This window comes from Leptolyngbya sp. 'hensonii' (assembly GCF_001939115.1).
In the GTDB taxonomy this organism is placed as follows: domain Bacteria; phylum Cyanobacteriota; class Cyanobacteriia.
Genome location: NZ_MQTZ01000058.1, coordinates 1 through 22,424 on the forward strand (window position 1 = coordinate 1; position 22,424 = coordinate 22,424).

General features: G+C 49.6%; 20 protein-coding genes and 2 tRNA genes. 18 read left to right on the forward strand and 4 right to left on the reverse strand.

The features are described 5' to 3' along the window. The first annotated feature begins 21 nt into the window (after positions 1–21). From BST81_RS29310 to BST81_RS24405, 9 genes are all read left to right on the forward strand, one after another. Complete coding sequence (locus BST81_RS29310) at positions 22–117, forward strand: HNH endonuclease signature motif containing protein (RefSeq protein WP_363080825.1); 96 nt, start codon at positions 22–24, stop codon at positions 115–117. A gap of 303 nt (positions 118–420) precedes the next feature. Beyond that, positions 421–1,266 (forward strand): site-specific DNA-methyltransferase, encoded by an 846-nt coding sequence (locus tag BST81_RS24370; protein ID WP_075601122.1) that lies wholly within the window; start codon positions 421–423, stop codon positions 1,264–1,266. Positions 1,267–1,273: 7 nt separating this feature from the next. After that, positions 1,274–3,208 carry an AAA family ATPase gene (locus BST81_RS24375; RefSeq protein ID WP_143780484.1) on the forward strand — a complete coding sequence of 645 codons (1,935 nt, stop codon included), beginning with the start codon at positions 1,274–1,276 and terminating at the stop codon, positions 3,206–3,208. 74 nt (positions 3,209–3,282) lie between these two features. Continuing rightward, positions 3,283–3,819, forward strand: a complete 537-nt coding sequence (locus BST81_RS24380; RefSeq protein ID WP_143780485.1) for a hypothetical protein — start codon at positions 3,283–3,285, stop codon at positions 3,817–3,819. 435 nt (positions 3,820–4,254) lie between these two features. Continuing rightward, positions 4,255–4,620, forward strand: coding sequence for a hypothetical protein (locus tag BST81_RS24385; protein ID WP_075601124.1), 366 nt, complete (start codon positions 4,255–4,257; stop codon positions 4,618–4,620). Positions 4,621–4,675: 55 nt separating this feature from the next. Then, the gene (locus BST81_RS24390) at positions 4,676–5,185 is read left to right on the forward strand and encodes a hypothetical protein (RefSeq protein ID WP_075601125.1); all 510 of its coding nucleotides are present in this window, start codon (positions 4,676–4,678) and stop codon (positions 5,183–5,185) included. A 3-nt stretch (positions 5,186–5,188) separates the two neighbouring features. Then, complete coding sequence (locus BST81_RS24395) at positions 5,189–5,929, forward strand: hypothetical protein (RefSeq protein ID WP_075601126.1); 741 nt, start codon at positions 5,189–5,191, stop codon at positions 5,927–5,929. A gap of 125 nt (positions 5,930–6,054) precedes the next feature. Continuing rightward, on the forward strand, positions 6,055–7,716 hold the full coding sequence (locus BST81_RS24400) for a response regulator (protein WP_075601127.1): 1,662 nt from the start codon (positions 6,055–6,057) through the stop codon (positions 7,714–7,716). 4 nt (positions 7,717–7,720) lie between these two features. Continuing rightward, positions 7,721–9,127, forward strand: a complete 1,407-nt coding sequence (locus BST81_RS24405; RefSeq protein ID WP_075601128.1) for an ATP-binding protein — start codon at positions 7,721–7,723, stop codon at positions 9,125–9,127. Positions 9,128–9,217: 90 nt separating this feature from the next. Here the strand turns inward: BST81_RS24405 and BST81_RS24410 are convergent, their stop codons facing one another. Next, positions 9,218–9,505, reverse strand: coding sequence for an HU family DNA-binding protein (locus tag BST81_RS24410; RefSeq protein ID WP_075601129.1), 288 nt, complete (start codon positions 9,503–9,505; stop codon positions 9,218–9,220). A gap of 13 nt (positions 9,506–9,518) precedes the next feature. Then, entirely contained in the window at positions 9,519–10,112 is a 594-nt protein-coding gene (locus BST81_RS24415; protein WP_075601130.1) for a hypothetical protein, read from the reverse strand. Between the two features lie 734 nt (positions 10,113–10,846). Between BST81_RS24415 and BST81_RS24420 the strand changes: the two genes are divergently transcribed. From BST81_RS24420 to BST81_RS24450, 7 genes are all read left to right on the forward strand, one after another. Then, the gene (locus BST81_RS24420) at positions 10,847–11,677 is read left to right on the forward strand and encodes an aquaporin (RefSeq protein WP_075601131.1); all 831 of its coding nucleotides are present in this window, start codon (positions 10,847–10,849) and stop codon (positions 11,675–11,677) included. Beyond that, a complete protein-coding gene (locus BST81_RS24425; protein ID WP_075601132.1) occupies positions 11,674–13,239 on the forward strand; it encodes a GMC family oxidoreductase in 1,566 nt (521 codons plus the stop codon). Before BST81_RS24420 ends, BST81_RS24425 begins: the two co-directional genes overlap by 4 nt. Positions 13,240–13,713: 474 nt before the next feature. Next, positions 13,714–14,241, forward strand: coding sequence for an HNH endonuclease (locus BST81_RS24435; protein WP_075601134.1), 528 nt, complete (start codon positions 13,714–13,716; stop codon positions 14,239–14,241). A 30-nt stretch (positions 14,242–14,271) separates the two neighbouring features. Beyond that, a complete protein-coding gene (locus tag BST81_RS24440) occupies positions 14,272–14,658 on the forward strand; it encodes an alr0857 family protein (RefSeq protein ID WP_075601135.1) in 387 nt (128 codons plus the stop codon). A 125-nt stretch (positions 14,659–14,783) separates the two neighbouring features. Continuing rightward, positions 14,784–14,853: transfer RNA gene (locus BST81_RS28265), tRNA-Tyr, on the forward strand. Between the two features lie 19 nt (positions 14,854–14,872). Beyond that, a tRNA-Ser gene (locus BST81_RS24445) sits at positions 14,873–14,957 on the forward strand. 727 nt (positions 14,958–15,684) lie between these two features. Next, a complete protein-coding gene (locus BST81_RS24450; RefSeq protein WP_075601159.1) occupies positions 15,685–17,250 on the forward strand; it encodes a pyruvate kinase in 1,566 nt (521 codons plus the stop codon). Between the two features lie 69 nt (positions 17,251–17,319). Here BST81_RS24450 and BST81_RS24455 read toward each other — a convergent pair whose 3' ends face one another. Continuing rightward, positions 17,320–18,444 carry a site-2 protease family protein gene (locus BST81_RS24455; RefSeq protein WP_075601136.1) on the reverse strand — a complete coding sequence of 375 codons (1,125 nt, stop codon included), beginning with the start codon at positions 18,442–18,444 and terminating at the stop codon, positions 17,320–17,322. A gap of 232 nt (positions 18,445–18,676) precedes the next feature. Between BST81_RS24455 and BST81_RS24460 the strand changes: the two genes are divergently transcribed. Further along, positions 18,677–19,531 carry an SDR family oxidoreductase gene (locus BST81_RS24460; RefSeq protein ID WP_253188474.1) on the forward strand — a complete coding sequence of 285 codons (855 nt, stop codon included), beginning with the start codon at positions 18,677–18,679 and terminating at the stop codon, positions 19,529–19,531. On the opposite strand, the gene BST81_RS24465 is transcribed toward BST81_RS24460, so the two are convergent. Next, positions 19,523–19,990, reverse strand: a complete 468-nt coding sequence (locus tag BST81_RS24465) for a hypothetical protein (protein ID WP_083637068.1) — start codon at positions 19,988–19,990, stop codon at positions 19,523–19,525. The two genes, BST81_RS24460 and BST81_RS24465, sit on opposite strands and share 9 nt — an antisense overlap. Positions 19,991–20,281: 291 nt before the next feature. Here BST81_RS24465 and BST81_RS24470 point away from each other — a divergent pair, with 291 nt between their 5' ends. Beyond that, entirely contained in the window at positions 20,282–22,414 is a 2,133-nt protein-coding gene (locus BST81_RS24470; RefSeq protein ID WP_075601138.1) for an adenylate/guanylate cyclase domain-containing protein, read from the forward strand. Positions 22,415–22,424 lie beyond the last annotated feature (10 nt).

Sequence of the window (22,424 nt, forward strand, 5' to 3'; positions counted from 1 at the left end):
TTCAACCAAGAGGAGGTTCATATCCATCACCAAGTGCCACGCCGTCAAGGGGGGACAAATCATGCTTCTAATTTAATGGCTGTCCATATGGTCTGCCATTTACAATTGCATCGGTAAGCGTAGAGATTGCTTGAGCCGTGTACAGTGAAAGTTGTAAGCACGGTTCTGAGGGGAGGGAGGGGGCTATATCTGAAACCCCTTCCTTTACCCGACCCCTCTAGTTTCTGGTTGGGGCGTACTTTGAAAATTGTTGGTGTGACACAGCACTTCACGAGCCACCTAATGCTTGACTACAAAACACAGCCTTGTTTGGCAGCCGGAGCGCTTATATAGGCAAGTTGCCCATACCATTTTGCCTTCGCTTTGATTTATGAGGCGAACTTGACTATACTAATCAGGCTAGGCTAGAGTTATGAGTTTATGCCTTGGTTGGGTAAGTGGAGCGGTATAGCCGAAAGTGGGGTTCTATGGAGCGTTTTCCAAGGGAATGCTCACTCGGTTCTTTTGGATTTACCAAGTAAGCATTTCAATTGCGTGATCACATCCCCTCCGTATTACTGGCTACGTGATTATGGAGTTGAGGAACAAATCGGGCAAGAGACAACTGTTGAAGGCTACGTCGATGCAATCGCTTCTGTTATGGACGAAGTGAAGAGAGTACTGAAAGATGACGGTGTACTCTTTCTAAATTTAGGAGATACTTACTATTCAGGTAAAGGAAAATCGCATGGAAAGGATCTTAAGAGTAGTAAACGCCGATTTGGTTTGAGAGAAGTCGATAAAAGTGGTGGCTTAGGAATTGGATTAAAACCTAAGTCCATTATTGGAATTCCTTGGCGGGTTGCCATCGAAATGACACTGCGAGGTTGGGTTTTACGCAGTCCAATAATCTGGCACCGAGAACACTGTCTTCCCGAAGCTGTTAAAGATAGACCTCGACGTAGTTATGAGTACGTCTTTATGTTTACCCAAAACAGACGTTACTACTTTGATAGATCAATCCTTGAAACAGAAGATGTCGAAGATATGTGGACTATTGCTGCACGTCCTAAACCAACTAATGGCATTGATACTGCACCATTCCCTGATGAGCTAGTTCAGAGATGTCTTAATATTGGATGTCCAGCAGATGGAAGTGTCCTAGACCCATTTGCTGGAAGTGGAACTACTCTTAGGGTGGCATTGCAATCAGGAAGATCTGCAACTGGGATAGACTTAAATCCTGATTTTTGCAGTTACATGGTTAATACTTTATGTGTTCTCTGAGGGCTTTATGTTTCTCAAAACAGAGCAGATAAGAGAATCTCTTGAGCATTTAAGGACTCTTCATCCCTTCTATGGGATCACGTTTTTAGTATGCAAAAAAGCACCTTTACCTATTGGTAGTACAATTCAGTATCCTATCAATTCAAAAGAAACAGAATTTCTTGAGGAGTACTTTAAGCCCGATCAAAGTTCACAACATTTCTATCAGGTGTTCAAAACATCTAATCCAAGCAAAAGATGGCTTTCACCGAGATACGCTAGTACAAGCTCACAAAGTACAAGAACAAGAAATGATGTAGCTAAGGCTTTTATTCATCCTAAAAGGACTGATAGATGGGGGTGGCAAAGTAATTACGTTGAGATACTACGTGAACATTTAACTCAAGAAAGAATAGATTTAGTCCCAACTTTTCATGTGGCGGTTTGGTTGTATAGAGAACGAAATTGGGAAGCTGGTGCAACTGCTCAGGATATAGTTGCAACTTTCTTAGAAGAGTTTTCGATCTCGCATGAGGAGGAAAACCTTTTCGATTCTTCGGTTCCAGAAAGTAATGTGCTAGAGGAGCTATTTCAGGATGATAGAATATCTTTAAGAGATTTGCAGTCAATTATCGGTAAAGCTCCTGACTCAACTCCAGAAGAAGGCGGAACATTGCGTCTTTTAGAAATTCAAGGAGTAGGGCCAGCAAAGAATATAGTTTTCCAGCCAGGAGAAAGGCTTACTTTAATTACTGGGGATAACGGGCTAGGAAAAACTTTCCTACTTGATTGTGCTTGGTGGGCTTTAACTGGAAAGTGGGCTGGTTTGCAGGCATATCCAATGACAAATACCAGGAGAAATGAACCTACCATAGGATTTCAAATTTCAGGAGATTCTGATTCCGAAAAAATAAAAGTATCTTACGATTGGCAAACCCAAAGTTGGAAACCACCTAAAAAACGACCTACAATTCCTGGCTTGTTAGTGTATGCAAAGGTAGATGGATCTTTTGCAATTTGGGACCCTGCTAAAGAATATCTAGCTACTCAAGAACTTGGGGAAAGTGATTTAACTCCACGCCCATTTGTTTTTACTAGAGATGAGGTTTGGGATGGACGGGACATTGAAATTGGAGGTCGAAAAACTACTTTCATTAATGGTTTACTTCAAGATTGGATTCAATGGCAAAGTAGACCAGAAAGTTCTCCTTTCGATACTTTGGAGAAAGTACTTGAACGGTTATCTCCTCCTTCACAGAGCGACCTGGGATTTTTAAGACCAGGAGAACCTGTAAGGATTCCATATGACGTTAGATCTATGCCAACAATTGAGCATTCCTACGGAAGGGTTCCAATAGTGTACACTTCCGCCGGAGTTCGCCGTATTATAACGCTTGCTTACCTTATTGTCTGGGCATGGGAAGAACATAAAATCCAATCAAAACTGATTCACAAAAAGCCTCAAAAAAGGATGGTCATCCTAATTGACGAATTAGAAGCTCACCTACATCCACAATGGCAAAGAGTGATTTTATCTGCTTTGTTAGATGTTAGAGAAGATTTAGCATCTGATTTGCAAGTGCAATTGATGGTTGCTACGCACTCTCCAATGATAATGGCATCTGTAGAGTCTAGATTTGATGAAAAGTTAGACAAGTTATTTCTTCTAGACCTTGCCAAGAGTGACTTACTTACCAATGAAATAGAACTGCTGCAATTACCCTTTATTCGACAAGGACGTATTGATGCTTGGCTCACATCAGACGTTTTTGGTTTAGGACAACCTCGTTCAATTGAAGGTGAACAGGCTATTCAGGCAGCAAAAAAATTACAAGAAGAAGATAACCCTAATTCAGAGGATGTACAAAATATCTCAGATGAACTGAGAAAGTACTTAGCCGAGGACGATGAGTTTTGGTCTCGGTGGTTATTTTTTGCAAGGCAACATGGAGCATCCTTGTGATTCCCGTTAGACAACAACCTGAACCAACAGACTTTGAGAGTAAAGTGAGATCGAAGGGAGGAACTTTTCTACAGATGGTTCCTCGACCAAAGGCTTGGGATAATCGTGAATATTGGAGAGAATCCTTGAAAGATTTGTATGGAGCTTACAATCAAGTTTGTGCTTACTCTGCTCAATGGATTCCGTGGATTGAAGGTAGCCCTACTGTCGATCACTTTATCCCTAAATCTGTGAAACCAGAACTGGCGTATGAGTGGAACAACTTCCGCTTGTCTTGTTTAAAGATGAACGCCAGAAAACGAGATTTTCAAGATGTTTTAGATCCCTTTCAAGTAGAACCTGGATGGTTTACATTGGATTTTCCTTCTTTACTTATTAAAGTAAATCCAGATATAGACGAACCGATTAAAAGCCAAGTAAGAAGTACTATTAAGCGACTAAAGTTAAACGATGATGACGATTGTGTGAAACATCGACAGGACTGGCTTATGCAATATTGTAAAGGGAGAATTACATTTGAATTTCTGAAAGAGACAGCTCCATTTATTGCATATGAATTGGAGCGACAGAATCTTGTTGAATCTATTGCTTTTATTATGTCAGTTACTTAAAGTTGGAAGAGTTGAGGTAACTTTATTTTAGGTAGAAAAGTAGTTGCTTACCCTGTACAAAGTCTTAGTATAAATGCCGGGGTCTAACAACCGTGTTGCAGCGGACGGTATTGAAATTTCGGTGGTGATACAAAGGTTGCTAGCCGCCGCTGAACACGAACGTTACCCAATCCAATTTTCTTAGGCAAAGTAAAAATATTTTGCTGTGCCAAGTATATTAATGCCATAAATTTTACTGAAGCTTTACAGCGATCAGAGCTATTTAAAGATCAGCTCACCCTGGGACTGTGGCCTCTAATTTCCCTGAATTCCAGCCCAAGCCAGTGAGGGCAGATTTTCTGCATGGTTAAAATTTTAATAATCCAGAAAATCTGTGACGCATTGACATGGTACCCAAAATTCTGCATCATTAAAATATGAGCCACGCAGAATTTTATGGCTAGTCCATTTTTAGAGGCCGAGCAGGAGAGGCTCTTGCAGTTGATCCACCAACTGCGCAATTTGGGTCCTGTTGCGCCAGCCTATTGCTGGTTGACCGAAACCAGTTCAACCAAAGGGTTAAAAACCTACACCTATATCCTGCTCGTGACCCAGAGGCCAGATAGCAGACCCAGAAGCCAATCCCTGGGCAGGCCGGGCAGTTCAAAACATCAGCACTGGCGGGATGCGATCGCTCGCCGGGAAGCTATCGTAGAGCTGGAGCAACAATTGACCCTGATACAAGCCCTGATCGAAAGACAGGCCGACGCCCAGGTGGAATTGCGGATGGGGGATTTGATCAGGGCAGACCACCTGACCTGATCGAAATATCATTCTGATGCTCCTAGAATAGTTCGATGACCAGAGGGATGATTCCATGCCTCGCTCCTTGAGTGAAAAATGTCGTCTTTGTGCCAAGCTCGTTCCGGAACAGGCCCGTCAACTCCACGGCCCTGAAGGAGATGGGTGCTGGAATGATAAACGCTGTCACGATCGTCGGTCTTACTACCGCCATCGGGGAGTCAAAATCCACAACCAGCGGCAGCGGCGGCAGTCTAAACAACCGATCGATCTGGACCCATTAACCACCCTGGCGATACCAGTGCCTGCCCTGCCTGCTGCTGTGATTCACTGGTATCGCCAGACTAAAGATTCGCCGCTCCATGCGATTGGTGCGGAGCTGTGGATAGGCAACGATCGGGTCGCCAAGATTGAACCAGTGCATTGCCTGGGGCTGACCGAAACTCAAGTGAAAACCCTGCTGGTGCGAATTCTGGAAGGTTTTTCCCAGCATAGTGGTCTGCAAGTGACACGCTTCCGTTCAGCGGTGGAGCTCCATCCCCTCAACTGTCCAATTGTGCCCTGCCCCCTCCATCCCCACACCTGATGTATGGATCTGCAACAGCTTGAGCTTGACCTCTGGCAATCCCTGGCGACGGCGACCCAGTTTCCTGAGCGGGCTAACCTGCGATCGTTGTGCGATGTGCTGGAACAGGCGATCGCAGAGCAGCCTCTGCCGGAACAGTTGCAGATTGTGGCCACAGCTCTGACCCAATTGTCTGACCTCTGTGCGGTTCGCGCCGACCTGCTGTTGTCCGACTGGGAATATCGCCACGATCCTCAAGAACCGGTTGTTGACCTGGACTCTTGCGTAGAACTGTTTGTCCAGTCGTTACACCTGGATCTAACCGATCTGATGGCAGAGCCAGACCCAGATCAATATTCGCGGCAGAACCGGAACAGGTGCCAGGCAGGTGATTCTGTGGTTGGAGAATTGGATCAGGGTCAGTTGTTGGCCGCCCTGGACAAACAGTTAAACCAGCACCCCGAAATCACGGAAGCGGAAGCCTTTAATCAGGCAGTTGGGGTAGCCCACGGAGAGGATATTGGGGACTGGGTGGAGAGGATTCTCGCCTATCTGCACCACTACCCAGGTCAAGCCATCCCCTTAATGGACCTGGTCCAGGATGTGCAGTTTGCGGATGAAGGGGAGGGGCAGCAGTCTGTAACTCACCTGGTCAAAACCTGGCTGACGCTACTGCTGGGAGGCTTTACGCTGGAACAGCGGGGAGCGTTTTACAGCACCAACATCTGGGTTTCCTCCCCACCAGAAACTATAGGATTGGGATAACGGGTAGGGTGGACTATGATTGGTGCATCCCTCGCCATGACTGAGAGAGCACTTGCTTAACTTTCACGAATTGTTTGCCCAAAGAATTGAAACACGGATCTCGATGATGTAAAGAAGGTCTAAACATGGCGAAACCTGTAATTTTCACTGTTGATGATGATCCTGATGTATTGCAAGCGGTAGCAAGAGACTTGCGGCATCAGTATGGCGATCGTTTCCGGGTTATTCGGGCTGACTCTGGGCAATCGGCATTGGATGCCTTACAACAGCTAAAATTGCGCAATGAATGGGTCGCACTGTTCCTGGTCGATCAACGCATGCCCCAAATGAGCGGAGTGGAATTTCTGGAACAAGCCCTAACCCTTTACCCTGGGGCGAAACGGGCATTGCTAACAGCCTATGCTGACACAGATGCTGCTATTCGTGCTATCAACACCACCCGCATCGACTATTACTTGCTCAAACCCTGGGATCCCCCAGAGGAGCGACTCTATCCAGTATTAGATGATTTACTCGATGATTGGTTCGCATCATTTCGTCCTCCCTTTGAAGGCATACGGGTCATTGGCAACCGCTGGTCCCCTTTCTCCCATCAGGTAAAGGACTTCCTGGCCCGCAATCAGATTCCTTACCAGTGGTTAGATATCGAACTGGATCCTGAAGCGGCTCAACTGGTAGAATGCGCCGGAATCGAAGGCAGACAACAGTTGCCCCTGGTCCTCTTTCCCGATGGCTCCTGCTTAGTTCAGCCATCCAATTTAGCGATCGCTGAGAAGATTGGACTACAAACCCAGGCAGACCGTCCCTTCTACGACCTGGCAATTATCGGTGGAGGCCCAGCCGGACTCGCTGCCGCCGTCTATGGTGCATCCGAAGGTCTCACGACCGTCATGATCGAGCGGGAAGCACCCGGTGGTCAGGCGGGTTCCAGCTCCCGCATCGAGAATTACCTGGGATTTCCAGTGGGTTTGAGTGGGGCTGATTTAGCCCGTCGAGCTGTAACCCAGGCTCGACGATTTGGGGTGGAAATTCTCACCCCTCAAGCTGTCATTGGCATGCGTATGGCTGACCCCTATCGAATTCTGCAACTGGCAGATGGCAACGAAATCAGTTGTCATGCTTTGTTAGTGGCAACAGGGGTGTCCTATCGCAAGCTGGATGTGCCAGGTATGGACAAACTCAATGGGGCGGGGGTTTACTACGGAGCCGCCATGACTGAAGCGATCGCCTGTCAGGGCGAAACGGTCTATGTTGTCGGTGGTGCCAACTCGGCTGGACAAGCGGCAATGCACTTCTCCAAGTATGCTCATGAAGTGGTGATGCTGGTGCGATCGCCACTCACGAAGAGTATGTCTCAATATTTGATTGAGCAAATTGCGGCGACTGAGAATATCAAGGTTTGTACAGGTTGTGTTGTTGAAGAAGTCAAAGGTGAAACTAATTTGAACGCCATTGTGATTAGAAATACAATCACAGGCGCAGTCGAAACCGTGAATGCCACTTCCCTGTTCATCTTCATTGGAGCTATGCCTCAAACTGATTGGCTCAATGGCAGGGTGGAGCGAGATGAACGCGGGTTTATTCTGACTGGACCTGACTTAATTCGTGAGAATAAACCACCCAAAGGCTGGAACCTCGATCGGCCACCATTTCTACTTGAAACTAGCGTTCCCGGCATTTTTGCCGCCGGGGATGTACGATACAACTCGATCAAACGGGTTGCATCGGGTGTTGGAGAAGGCGCGATCGCAGTTCAATTCATCCATCGCTATCTCAGTCAGGTGTAGTGCCATGGGAAACTCGTTGTGCATCGAAGATTTACTCACATTGGAGCCTTTTCAAAAACTCCCGCAGGAGCGATTGGAATGGTTGTGCGATCGGGCTCAGAGGGTTGAACTATCCACTGGAGAGACCTTGATCAATGAAGGAGATCCCCATCGCGGGGTGTTCATTTTGGGCAAAGGTGAGATGGTGATTACTCGTCGCAGTGAAGGCATCGAAGTTCCTCTGGGACGACATGGTGCCCCTGCTTTTTTTGGTGAAATTCAAGTGCTCACCGATGACCCAGCTCCCGTAACATTGCGAGCCCTGGCAGATTGCCTCCTGCATGAGATAGAGGCAGGGGACTTTCACACCCTGCTGCACGGCTATCGTGATTTTGAACGCATTGTCTTTCGCACCGTTGAGCGCCGACTGCGTGGGCTAGAGTCTTTCATTCGCAGCCGAGAAAAAATGGCAGCATTGGGGACTCTGGCAGCGGGGCTGGCCCATGAGCTGAATAATCCAGCTGCTGCCCTGGTTCGATCTTTGAAAGAGATGCCAACCGCCATTCTGGAACTGCAACGGATGAATCTGGTCTACGGGCAGCGCCAGGTTGAGCCAGAGCATACCCAGCAGTGGTTGCAGGTACGAGATGCGGGCCATGAGGCAATTCTTCACGATCGCTGCAATCCGGTCACCTTAACCGATCGGGAAGAGACGGTCCTAACGTGGTTAGAAGATTACGGTGTAGACCAGGCGTGGAAACTCGCCGAACCCCTGGCAGCCGGAGGGATTGAGATTGCGACCCTGGAGCAACTCATGGAGCGCTGGCGAGATGATCCAACCGAGCTGCGAGAAATGGGATTGCACTGGTTAGCCCTCTCTTTTGAGGTGATGACTATGATTAAACATGGGTTACGCGGGGCTGAACGAATTTCTGAACTGGTGCAGGCGATGAAATCCTACTCCTATCTGGATCAGGGAGTTCAGCAGGAGGTAGATGTGCATCAAGGACTGGAAGACACCCTGCGATTATTTGGTCACAAACTCAAACAGGGCATTCAAGTTAAACGGAATTACGATCCACATCTGCCCAAAGTGTTTGCTTATGGGAGCGAGTTAAATCAGGTGTGGACAAACCTGATCGATAATGCGATCGAGGCCATGGACGGCAGAGGCTTGCTGGAAATTACCACGCATCATAAAGGCGATTCTATTCGGGTTGACATCATAGATTCAGGTAGCGGAATTCCACCTGAAATTCAATTGCGCATTTTTGAGCCCTTTTTCACGACAAAACCGGTGGGCAAAGGATCGGGCTTGGGGTTGGAAACTGTGCGACGAATTGTGGAGAACCGCCATCAGGGTACAATTCTGTTTGACTCGAAGCCAGGAAAAACCTGTTTTACCATTTGCTTGCCAGGGGGCAGGCAGTGATCATCACCCCAGCGAAGCCACATAAAGTTAAATCGCACCCTTTGACTCTGCTCAGGGTGCGATTGGATTGGGTCAAGAACTATGCCAGGTTCAAGTCTCAGCGTCTGGAGACACTCTTTCCTTGAATTGCTTTCCGGCAGAGAAGGCAGGTACTTTGGTCTCAGGGATCTTGATGACCTCTCCCGTGCGGGGATTGCGCCCATCCCTGGCCTGCCGGGTCCGCACCTCAAAAGTGCCAAATCCCACCAGCGTTACTTTATCCCCTTCCGAAACCGTCTCCACGATCGTCTCCAGGATTGCCGTCAGAATTGCATCCGCGTCCTTCTTGGTTACGTTTGCTTTAGCTGCGATCTCGTCCACTAATTCACCCTTATTCATGAATAAGCCTCAATTATTTTCCTTTGGTGGTTTTGCGCTGGGTGCCGCCGGGCCGGGTACTACTGCTCCGAGTGGTTTTGGCAGTAGCTGTGGACCGGCGTTGGGGTTTTGCCGTTGCTGACTCCGTCGCTTTGTTGGTGCGGCTCTGCCCAGCTCTGGTGCGTCCGGTGGTGGGAATTTCAGTCTCAATCACAGGGATGACCGCACTGATCTCAGGTTGTTCCAGCGCAACCTGTTGTGCTGCAATGGCCTCAACCGCTGCGATCGAGGCATCGCCATTGCCATCTTCCTGTTTTTTCCGGCGGGGGCGCTTAGGAACTGCTTCCGCCGCCTCGCTTTGCTTGCCTCGTCTGCCAGAGGGCACATAGCGCCGGAGAGACCAGGCACTCACACTAATGCCTAACTGTTCTGAGAGTAGGGCTGCCACCTCTGTGTAACTGTATCCCTTTGCCAGTGCTGCTCTTACAGAAGGGGCGACCTGGTTAATGGCTTCGACGATCGGCAGATGATCTTTTTCCTTTTTCGGCAAGTCTTTAAGGAAAGATTCAGCCTGTTCCAGGGTGGAACGGTGAACAGCCCTGGATTTGGAGCGGGTAACGGTAGACATGGTTATTGTTCCATAGAAGAATTTACTCGGAAAACCAGTTGGAGAAATTACCGGATTGAAAGCGACAGTAGAAGTAAGTGGATCAATTTGTCGCAATTTTTAAATGTTGCAGTTAAGATTTTTTTAAGTAGCAACTTTATAGCACAAATTTGCAGTGATGCAAGCGATTTGGAACAGAAATTAAGTTGAATAGCTGTTGCAGAGGAGATCAATGTTGATCTTCAGGCATAATTTTTGAAATGGGCCGTAGGGATTAGCGGGTAGGGCTTTGTTCGACTATCGCACGGCAGATCAGCTCCCACCGCTTCTGGCTTCTCCCAGAAGGGAATGGGGGTCGTAAGAACAGATGAACGCCTTCTACCATTTTTTGGGTCGTTCAGAGCTTAACCCCCGGTCCAATTTTTGGGCACCACCTCACTCCTCTCTCAGTCGATTGCATGAATTCCCTATGGATACTTTGAAAATTGACTGGACCTTTGTGCATCGCCTGCGATCGAATTCCAGTGAAACCGTACAGATGATTGTGACCAAACTAGGTTTTTAGGTGCCAGGGCTACCAGAATCTAGGCTTTGCAACCATCCTCTAAAATTCTGAATCCTCATAGATTGCTCATTGAACTCTCATCTTTCCACTCCTGAAGACTGCCAGAATCTGGTCAGCATAGTTTTTGCCAGCATTACAACTGTCAATTTCCCTGGTGGGAAACATGAACGCCGGATTCAGGAGGGGCAACATGAACACGTTCAGACAACACCTGCCAGAATACCTGATGGAAGCAGCACTGTTGGGGTTATTCATGATCTCTGCAGGGGTATTTACCATTTTCTTAGAGTATCCTGACTCACCTGTACATCAGGCCATTGCGAATGGAGATGTGCGGCGGTTTTTAATCGGGATCGCCATGGGAGTAACCGCGATCGCCCTGATCTATTCTCCCTGGGGTCAACAATCCGGTGCCCACATGAATCCAGCCGTAACGCTGACGTTCTACCGTTTGGGTAAAATCAAGGCTTGGGATGCCTGGTTTTATCTTCTATTTCAATGCCTGGGTGGATTAACCGGTGTTTACTTGGTCGCTTTGGGATTTGGCCAGGTCTTTACCCAACCCCCTGTCAGCTATGTCGTTACCGTTCCTGGTCCTGCCGGTTGGATGGCAGCTTTGCTAGGTGAGTTGTTGATTGCTTTTTTAATGATGAGCACCGTATTGGTGATTAGTAATCATAAAAAACTGCATCGCTTCACTGGATTATTTGCTGGATGTCTGGTGATGCTCTATGTAACTTTTGAAGCTCCTTTTTCTGGTTTTGGCATGAATCCGGCCCGGAGTCTTGCCTCCGCCCTGCCTGCTAATGTTTGGACTGCATTTTGGCTATATGTCATCGTGCCACCGATCGGCATGTTTCTGGCAGCAGGTTTATATTCCTATTGGTTTGGCGATCGGGCAGTTAAATGTGCCAAATTGCACCACAACAATCAAAAACGCTGCATCTTCCGCTGCAACTATAACCGGAACGGAAAGATTGATCTGAGTGATAACCTGCCAATCAAAGGACAGCACCTATGACAACCCATTCACACTACGACATCATCATCATCGGCACAGGTGCTGGGGGAGGCACTCTGGCTTACCATCTAGCATCCAGTGGCAAAAAGATTTTGATTCTGGAACGGGGCACTTTTTTGCCTAGAGAGAAAGAAAACTGGAGTGCCCTGGAAGTCTACCAGCGAGAACGCTATCACACCCAGGAGCAGTGGTTTGATGCCAATCACAACGCCTTCCGTCCCGGCATGAATTACTGGGTGGGTGGCAATACCAAAGTCTATGGTGCTGCACTGTTGCGGATGCGAGCACGGGACTTTGAAAGGGTAGAACACAAAGATGGCATTTCTCCAGAATGGGGGTTAAAGTACCAGGACTTTGCCCCCTACTACACTCAGGCAGAACAACTCTACGATGTGCATGGTCAGGCAGGGCTTGATCCCACTGAACCACCACGCACTCTACCCTATCCCTATGCCCCTGTGAGCCACGAGCCCTACATGCAGGAGCTTGCCCATGCCTTCACTAGAACTGGTCTACACCCCTTCAACCTACCCCTGGGCTTGAAACTCAATGAAGTGGACAAAAGCCTGGGCAACTGTATTCGCTGCAATACCTGTGATGGCTTTCCCTGTCTCACCAATGGTAAAGCTGATGCGGATGTGAACTGTATCATGCCGATTCGGCAAACCAGCCATGTCACCCTGCTGACCAGCGCAAAAGTCACTCGCCTGCACACCAGTCCCTCCGGACAAACCGTGACCAGGGTAGAAGCGGAGATCCATGGAGAACCACAATCGTTTACAGGCGATATTGTCGTCGTAGCTTGCGGAGCCATTAACTCGGCGGCGTTGCTGCTGCGATCGTATAACGACCAGCACCCTAAAGGATTGGCAAATCGTTCTGATCAGGTGGGCCGTAACCTGATGAAACATATTTGTACGGCTCTGGTACAACTGAGTACCAGCTTGAATCCTGCGGTGTATCAAAAGACCATTGGCATTAGTGATTTCTATTGGGGGGAACCTGACTTTCCCTACCCCATGGGGTTAGTGCAGAACACAGGGAATGTCCTGGCGGACATGTTGCCTGCGGAAGCCCCCGCCTTACTCGCGCCATTGCTGAAACTACGACCAGATGCGGAATTAAAAGCCGTTGCAGATCATGCGGTTGGCTGGTGGTTACAGACGGAAGACCTGCCAGATGCTGAAAATCGAGTTCGGGTGGATGGAGATCGTCTGCTCCTCGAATACAAACCCAACAATTTGGTAGCCAGCGATCGACTGGTGAACCGTTGGGTTGAGATCCTCAAGCAGGTCGATCGGGCAGAACATATGCTCCCTTTCAGCCTCTATCCGCGTAATCGGATGACCCTACAATCGGTTGGGCATCAGTGCGGTACCTGTCGCTTTGGGGAAGACCCAGCCCTGTCGGTGTTGGATCTGAACTGTCGCACCCATGATGTCGATAATCTTTATGTGGTGGATGGTAGCTTCTTTCCTTCCAGTTCAGCCGTCAATCCTACCCTGACCATCATTGCCAATGCCCTGCGGGTGGGCGACCATTTGCTGCAACGATTGAAGTAAGGACGAAGTTTCCTTACCCCCGTCCCTATCCAGAAGACTACTACGATATATTTCCGGATTGGGGGATGGTTGCGATGTAGTCGCCATAGTCAACCCCCCAATCCATGACCAAAGGGTAGACAAAGTCATACTACGTCTGTAGTATATGAATAGCAAACTTGGAGATCTGACTTCCATGATATCCATTCTTTCTCTCCTCCTATGCAGCGCAACCTATGGCCAATCCAGAACTATCTGGTTGGCAACCGTTGTGCTGTTTGGCGATGAGGGCATGGATACAAGCATTTCAAGTAAAGGCATATCTGAACTTGCCGAACTCGCCGATCGTCGGGGCGGGTTTAATCCAGAACAAAGCATCACGAGCGGAAGGAGCAGGTACATCCCTGCGCCAATCTAGGGCAAAGCGTAACTAACCCTCGCACCCCCGCTCCTGAGTATCAGAAGCGGGGGTCATTTTTTAGAGGAGTGAAAACCATGGAACCAGACCAGCAACGGCCACCCTCGGTGTTACAGAAATCGGTGGTGGTGTTCTCGAAGAACTACCTGCCCGTCAGTCGGGTCAACATCCGACGCGCTGTCACCCTTCTGGTAGCCGGACAGGCAGAGCCATTGGGTTTCATTGAGGGTGCGATCTGGCAGGTTCGTTCTCCCAGTTTCGTCCTACAAGTGCCTGAACACATCCGGTTGACAGTTTCGAACCCAGAGCGGTTATGGAAGGTGCCTCCCGTCAACCGACGGGAAGTGCTGAGACGAGATGGTCATGCCTGCCAGTACTGTGGTAGCACCCGCAAGTTAACCCTGGACCATGTCATCCCCAAATCGAAGGGGGGGCCTCACACCTGGGATAACGTGGTCACCGCCTGTGAGCCTTGCAACCTGAAGAAGGGCAACCAACTGTTGCATGAGGTGGGCCTGGTGTTGAAGAGCAAACCCAAAGCCCCAACTCACCCTGCCGTTGCCTTCGCTGAGCAGTTCTGGAAAGAGCACCCCTCTGTCAGTTAAGTCCGTCCAGCCCTACAGGAGGCTCCACCCATGTTGAAGTTGCAATACACCGAAAACGGACTGTTCATGGAACGGGTCAGTGGCTCTGTTGAAACCATGGTGGCTCAGCGAACTGCTCTGGTGTTACGGGCAGGCCGATCGCTCCATCTGCAACTGGGGCGGGCCTCCTTCCTGCTCCCTGCGGATATGCCCACCCTGGCCGAACTGGAGGTCCTGATCTGGATGGAGCAGTCCTCACAGATCACGATTTGTCTCGTTGATCTGGACACCGTGGAAGTGAGTGTTGCTGGGATTTGGGTGACGGAGCAGGTGGATGCGGAAGACGGCATCTTTCTGGCAACGACACCGATCGCGATCGAGGCCCTGATTGAACAACTCTGGCAACAAGCCCAGAAAGCAATCTCTTCCACGGCCTGAAACCAAAATGGAGAGGACAATCTGGGGGTTTGTCCTCTCCCCTCAAAAGCAAAATTCCAGAAAAGTTGTGGGATCTCCTTGACAATTGTAGTATATTAGTAGTATGTATGTAATACAGTATCGATATCTAAGTTTGGTCGAAGCAAGCCGTCTGTAAAACGGATGTCCCCCTGTCCCGTAGGTTCAAATCCTACCCAGTTCTCCCGGCCCTTATGGAGAGATGGCCATTGGCAACGCAAGCTGTTTGCTAAACAGTCGTGGATGAAGGTCCACTGTGGGTTCGACTCCCACTCTCTCCGCCTTTGAGGACGTGGTGTAACTGGATGAACCCATCAGTCTCGGAAACCGAAAAGTGGGGATATTGCCTGTGGCAACACTCCCCAAACAAATCCCTCCGTTCTCGCCCATTGTCGAGGCTGTCCGGCATGGACGAAGAAAGTGTCTTCAAAAAATCATGGGTCTGTAGCTCTAGTGGCAGAGCACCTAAACCACCTTGTACCCTAACCGGCAAAGCTTACATACTAACTTCCTTTTAAGAAGCAAAAGCAGCTTTGTGTACTTGTACGAGGGATGAGTGCAATTCTCATCAGGAGGAGATCGGTTCGACTCCGACCAGATCCACTACAAATGATCTATTTTTTATACAGATTTTTATATAGGTCTGCTTCCCCAGATCGAACGTGAGACAATATGATCGTTGGGTTCAAGACTCAGAGGCAGATTGACAAAAGGTTTCATCCGAACTGGCTGACAAAAAGATCTTTGCATCCAGGCTAAAAAACATGGCCACTTGAATGCTCTGGAAGTTTAAAGGCGATTGATCTTCCAAGAGAGCCGTCTTGATTTAGAAAAGGCGTTGCTGAATAGAAGTATGATTTTCGTGCTTGAGCCTTATGCAGCCCTCACCCTAGCCCTCTCCCAAAGGAGAGGGAACAAGAGTTTTAGCTCCCTTCTCCTGCGGGAGAAGGGTTGGGGATGAGGGTAATTCATATTTGCATTCAGCAAAGCCATTTAGAAGGTTTTAATATGATGAGCGCCAGGTCAGAACTAGGCATCGAGCAGCCTGATCTTTCCAGCCCAGAGGCCCTGTTATTGACTTTGCAAGAACTTCGCCAGAACGTTGAATGCGAAGGGCAAGCTCTCTTTAACCAGTGGCGATCGCAGATTCAACGACCTGAATTTCTTGCCAGTGCCCTTAATTTGGCTCAATATCTGGCATTACGACGGCACGACCTGCGCAACCTCCAAGCCGCCCTCATGCCCTGGGGGCTATCCTCGTTAGGGCGGATTGAAGCGCGCGTCATGCCCAATCTGGATGCCGTTATTACCACCCTGGAAGTCCTTTGCGGCTCTGAGTCTGCTCAGCACCGAAACCGTCCCCCGATCGAGTTCTTTTTTGAGGGCAATCGTTTACTCCAACAGCATACAGAAGAACTGTTCGGCCAACCTCTACCTCAGCGTCGAGTCAGGATTATGGTCACCCTCCCCAGCGAAGCCGCTACAGACTATGAGAGGGTACGAGAAATCATCCAACGGGGGGCAACCTGTGTGCGAATTAACTGTGCCCACGATGCCCCAGCAAGTTGGGAGTGCATGATCAACCATATCCGCCGAGCAGAACAGGAGACAGGAACATCCTGTAGAGTCATGATGGACTTAGGCGGTCCCAAAATTCGTACCGGTTCTGTGTTTGCCCCCTGCGATCGCAAAAGGGTCTTTCGGGGAGATTACCTCTTGCTCTCCCGGCGAACTCCTGAACGCAACAGTGAAATTGGGGCAGGAGAGTCCATCCCAGCCCCAGTAGACCATTTCCAAATTTCCTGTACCGTTCCCGAAATTCTCGATTTACTGACAGTGGGCACACCCGTGTATATCGATGATGGCAAGATTCGGACTCGCGTTGTTGACACCCAATACTTATTCCCCGATGGAGAATTGGGACTGTTGTTGCAGGTAACCCATGCCAGCCCCAAAGGAGTCAAACTCCGGCCTGAAAAAGGGCTGAATTTTCCAAATACGGTCTTGCCACTCAATCCCCTGACTGAGAAAGATCTGTCCGACCTGGATTTTGTCGCTACCCATGCAGATATTATTGGCTACTCTTTTGTTCAACGATCGGCTGATATTCAGTTACTACAAAAGGAATTAGATCAGCGCTCCGGAGATCGACCGGTTCCACCTGCAATCGTGGCAAAAATTGAAACTGCGATCGCGGTGAGCAACCTGCCAGAATTAATCATTCATGCAGCAGGGAAGCAGTCATTTGGTGTCATGATCGCGAGGGGCGACTTAGCTGTTGAAATTGGATACCAGCGGTTAACTGAGATCCAGGAAGAAATTCTCTGGCTTTGCGAAGCGGCTCATGTTCCTGTGATTTGGGCCACGCAAGTTCTAGAAAGTTTGGTAAAAGATGGTGCACCCTCTCGGGGAGAGATGACCGATGCAGCTATGGCTGAACGGGCAGAGTGCGTCATGCTCAACAAAGGCCCGTTCATTGCCGAAGCTATCACTATTCTGGATGATGTACTAACGCGCATGGAAGCCCACCAGTTGAAAAAAACACCCCAGTTACGAGCCCTCCATTCCTGGTAAACAAAAATGGAGGCGAATGGCTTCGCCCCCACAGGTTACCTGGCTCATAACTCCAGATCAATGTCCATCTCAGGCAGGTACGGCCTGGGTACGACGCTGCAACAGCCTGATGACGGCAGATTTTTCCAGCAACCCAACCAAACTGTTATTGCTCTGAATCACGGTCAGACTGGAAAGATGTTTTTCTTCCAGGTACTTGATCACCTCCAGAAGCGGTTGCTGGGCTGTCACTGTTCTGGATGCCTCGATCGGTTGCATCAGTTCACTCACCTGCACCAAGGACCAGCGATCGGTCGGGACTGAGGTCAATGCATCCACTGCAATTTCCCCTAACAATTCATTGGCTTCGTTCGTCACGAGAAATTTACGCCATTGATTCGGGCTCAGGATCAGTTGATCGGCAAATTCTCTCAAAGATGTGTGAGCCGAGACGATCGGGCTGTTGAGAGCAACGGCGTCAGCAGCGGTCAGCCCCACAAGCTGTTCTTGCACCGTGGCAAACTGGGCCGCCTGACCCGCATTCTGGAGCAAGAACCAGCCCACCAGTATGTTCCAGAAGTTGACTGAGCTACCGAACAATAGCAGGGGCAGAACACCTGAGCCGATCGCGACCCAGCCAAAAGCCTGACCAACGCGACCAGCAAATTGAACCCCCCGGTAAGGGTTACCGGTAATTTTCCAGACGATCGCCTTGAGAATATTCCCCCCATCCAGAGGCAGACCCGGGATCAGGTTGAAGAAGGCTAGGGCCAGATTAACGGAAGCCAGGACACCCAGGACCGCTGCGATCGGGCCAGAGACAGCAGTCCCTACCCCAATCAGCATCATTAGACCGGCCAGGACCAGACTCACCAGAGGACCTGCGATCGCCACCCAGAAGGCTGCAGCAGGGGTTTCAGATTCTTTTTCCAGGTTGGCTAATCCCCCGAACAGGAACAGGGTAATGGATTTCACCCCGATCCCCTGCCGCAAAGCCACAGCACTATGTCCCAACTCATGGGCCAGCACAGAGGCAAACAGGAGTAAGGCCGTCATCAGCCCCAAAAGCAGAGGCACCCCTGCCGATAGCCCCGGAAACTGAGCTGCCAGACCACTGCTGTAAGACCAGGTTACCAGGGCCAGGACAAAGAACCAGGACGGATTGACATAGAAGGGAATGCCGAATAAATTACCGACACGAATGCTGCCATTCATAAACCACCTTGCTTGGCGTGAGGAGCATGGGCTCCAGGTCATGCTCCAATTGTAACGAAGTGTTAAGAGTGTTCTCATCCTGCAGGATGGGGGGATAGCCGTCTAAAATGTGACGGTTCAGGTAGGGTTGAGTGAGCGGCTGTCCCCCTCCAACAGACAATGCCTGGGCAGGAAAGATCGGTCCCACACCATTCAAATGGATCTTAGATACCTTGCAAACGCAATCTGTCCTATGTCGATGAGCTTTTCCCAACAGACCCTGATTCTGACTGGGGCATCCACAGGAATTGGCCGATCGCTGGCGATCGCCCTGGCCCAGAAGGGAGCCCGTCTGGTTCTGGCCGCTCGTAATCAGCCCGCCTTGGCAGAGACTGCTGCGGCCTGTATGGAGCAGGGGGGTGAGGCCATTGCGGTCCCGACGGATGTGACCAGATCGGAGGACTGCCAGCAGTTGGTTGCCGCTGCGATCGATCGGTTTGGTTGCCTTGATGCACTGATCAACAATGCGGGGACTTCCATGCTGGCCCGGTTCGATACCGTGACCGATCTCTCGATCTTTGAACAGATCATGCGGGTTAACTATCTGGGCGCAGTATATTGCACCCACTACGCCCTGCCCTATCTGAAAACCAGTCAGGGGCTGCTGGTGGCCATTTCATCGTTATGTGGCAAAACGGCAGTCCCGACCCGATCGGGCTATGTGGCCAGTAAACATGCCCTGCAGGGTTTTTTTGATACCCTGCGGATTGAGCTACAGGAGAGCGGGGTCGATGTCCTGGTCGTGTCCCCCGGTTTTGTGGCAACGGATATCCGGCAACGGGCCTTGGGCGCTGATGGCCACAGCTTGGGGCAGAGTCCCCGAGATGAGAGTAAAAATACAATGTCGGTTGAATTGTGCGTGGCCCAGATCATGCGGGCCATGGAGCGACGCCAGCGTGAACAGGTGATGACGCTAAAAGGGAAGTTGATTCCCTGGGTGAAGTTAGTGGCTCCTGGCCTGGTCGATCGGTGGTCACTGCGTGCAGCCCAAACCAAGTCCCCATCAATTCAGGGGGCTGCTGCTGCTGATGAGATGACTTCAAAATGAAGGATTGTGATCGTAGTCCAGGCAGCGATCGTTCAGCCAAGTTCTGCCTGTTTGTTCGCAGTCCCGCTGATTCTTCAGCCAGGGGATGGCAGCGGGATGAACCTTATTCCCAGCAATAGGGAGGTTAAAGACACCCGCAACGACAACCGTACTGGCAGCCAGAAAAAGGCCCAGCATGACGGTCATAAAGAGGACATTAGCAGGGGTTAGAAGAGGATGGGACGCCCTTTCCATCCGACGACGGTCTACCGAGCGCCGCTCTTCCCCAATTAACAAAACCAGGTAGAACCAGTTTCGGAAAAAAGGAAGGGATAATCGCAGGTCGATCGTATGCTTTCGGGGCTCCCGGAAGGCCCTTCGAAGAGCCTCAATCTGAGCAGGAGTAAACGTGACGGCAATTTCCGGTGGGATTCGGGATAGCCATGCTTCTGCAGCATTGGAATGGGAGGATGGTTTCACAGGAAAACGGTTCGAAACAGGCAGAACTTGCTCTCTATGTTCAACGCAACCTGGGAAATCAATATCAGTCCAATTGCGGATATTTGGTTAAATTTCAATGGCAATAGATCAGGATACCAGTTCAATTGCGGATATAAGATTTCCAAATTATCCGTGAACATCCAGAGCTTCGATTTCTTCAAGAAGTCAGAGATCTATATCTGACAGGAAGTCCAGGAAGAACAGTCTTGAGGAGATTTGTATTCTAAGCTACCCCCAGCTTCTCAGTTCCCATGGATCAGACCTTTATCTATGTCCTTTTTCCGGCATCTCAGTATCAAATCCAAGCTGATTGTCATGTTACTGGCAGTGAGTGGCTGTTCCATTCTGGTAACGGCATACATTGGGTATCAGAGCGGCAAATCAAACTTGACCGATCGGGTGTTCAATCAGTTGACCAGTCTGCGAGCTTCCAAGGCTTATCAGGTCGAATCTTACTTTAAGACCATCCGTAACCACATTCAGACCCTCAGCAATGATCTGACTGTAACCTTAGCCATGCAGGAATTTGCAGCAACCTACCAGGACATGGGAGCTGTTCAATTACCCCCATCCCTAGACCCCCCCCTGACAAGCTATTATCGTCAGGAGTTTCTTACCCGCCTGGCCAAGGTTGAAAAAGGGATCCCTGTCCTTGATGCCTATCTTCCCAAAGACGCCGCATCCCGCTATTTACAGTACCAGTACATTGCCGCCAATCCTCACCCTGTAGGCAAAAAGCATCTCCTGACTCAGGCAAAAGATGGTAGCGCCTATAGTCGCATCCACGCCCGCTACCACCCCATTTTTCGAGAAATTATCGAAAAATTTGGCTATTACGATCTGTTTTTGATCAACCTGGAAGGAACGATTGTTTACACCGTCTATAAAGAAACGGACTTCACCACAAACCTCACAACGGGTCCCTACAGCGACAGCAATTTAGCGCGTCTGGTGGCGGAAGTCCGTCGGGCGAAGGAACAAGGATATGCTCGCATCATTGACTTTGAGCCTTACGCACCCTCCTATCAAGCGCCAGCAGCCTTTATTGCTGCTCCCATTTTTCACCAATCGAAGTTAGTCGGAATGCTGGCAATTCAACTGCCTGTGAACGAGATGAACACAGTGATGACGGGAAACCGGAATTGGGAAAGGGATGGTCTGGGTAAAACTGGCGAGACCTATTTGGTAGGCCGAGATTACCGAATGCGAACGGTTTCCCGCTTTCTCGAAGAAGATCCAGAAGGATATGCTAAAACATTACGCACTCTGGGAGTCAGTGAAACAACCATCAAGCGAATTCGTCAGTATGGAACATCCATTTTGCAACAGGAAGTCCGGACGATCGCAGTCGAGAAAGCCCTGGCTGGCCAGCAAGGCACCCAGATCATCCAAGACTATCGCGGCATTCCCGTTTTGAGTTCCTATGCCCCACTCCGAATTGATGACCTGGAATGGGTCATTCTGTCTGAAATGGACCTCGCAGAAGCCTACGCCCCCATCTATGGATTTGGGCATCAGGTTCTCGTTTCAGCAACCCTGCTGATGCTATTGGTCACCTTGCTGGCCATGGGGTTAGCCTATCTCTTTGTTAAACCCGTTAATCAGATTATTGCCACCGCCCGTCAGGTCGAAGCGGGTCATCTGGATGCGATCACATTCTTCGAAACTGAGGATGAACTGGGAGAACTGGCTCGATCGTTCAACAGCATGGTGGAAAATTTGCGCGCACAAACCCAATTCGTCGAAGAGAAGCGGCAGGAAAATGAAAAGCTCCTTCTCAGTTTATTCCCCGCTGCGATCGCCAGACGATTGCAGCGGGGAGAGAAAGAGATTGCCGAAAATGTTCCTAATGTGACTATTTTGTTCGCTGACTTAACTGGGTTTTCCAGGCTTTCGGCAGCCCTCCCAGCAGAGGAAGTTGTTGCGATTCTGAATGATATTGTGACGGCTTTTGATGAGGCTGCTGAACGCTATGGCGTTGAGAAAATTAAGACAATTGGGGATAGTTACATGGCAATTTGTGGGCTCTCGATCCCCTATCTGGATCACGATCGGCGAGCTATTGACTTTGCTGCGGAGATCTTATTGATTACGCGCCGGTTCAGCCATGAGCGAGGGCTGTCATTGAATATTCAAATTGGGATTAATTCTGGGGATATTGTGGCCGGATTGATTGGGAGAAGTAGAGTTCTCTACGATGTTTGGGGCGATGCCGTGAATATTGCCAGCGCTCTGCGGGAAACCTGCCCTGCTGGAGCCATTCTCGCCTCCGACAAGGTTTATAATCGGTTGCACGACCTCTACGAATTTGAACCCGCTGGGGAGGTGGATACCCATGGGAAAGCCAAAATCAAAGCCTGGAAATTGAAGAATGTACAGTATTCTCTTCGAGTAGAGAGTTAATGAATTTTCC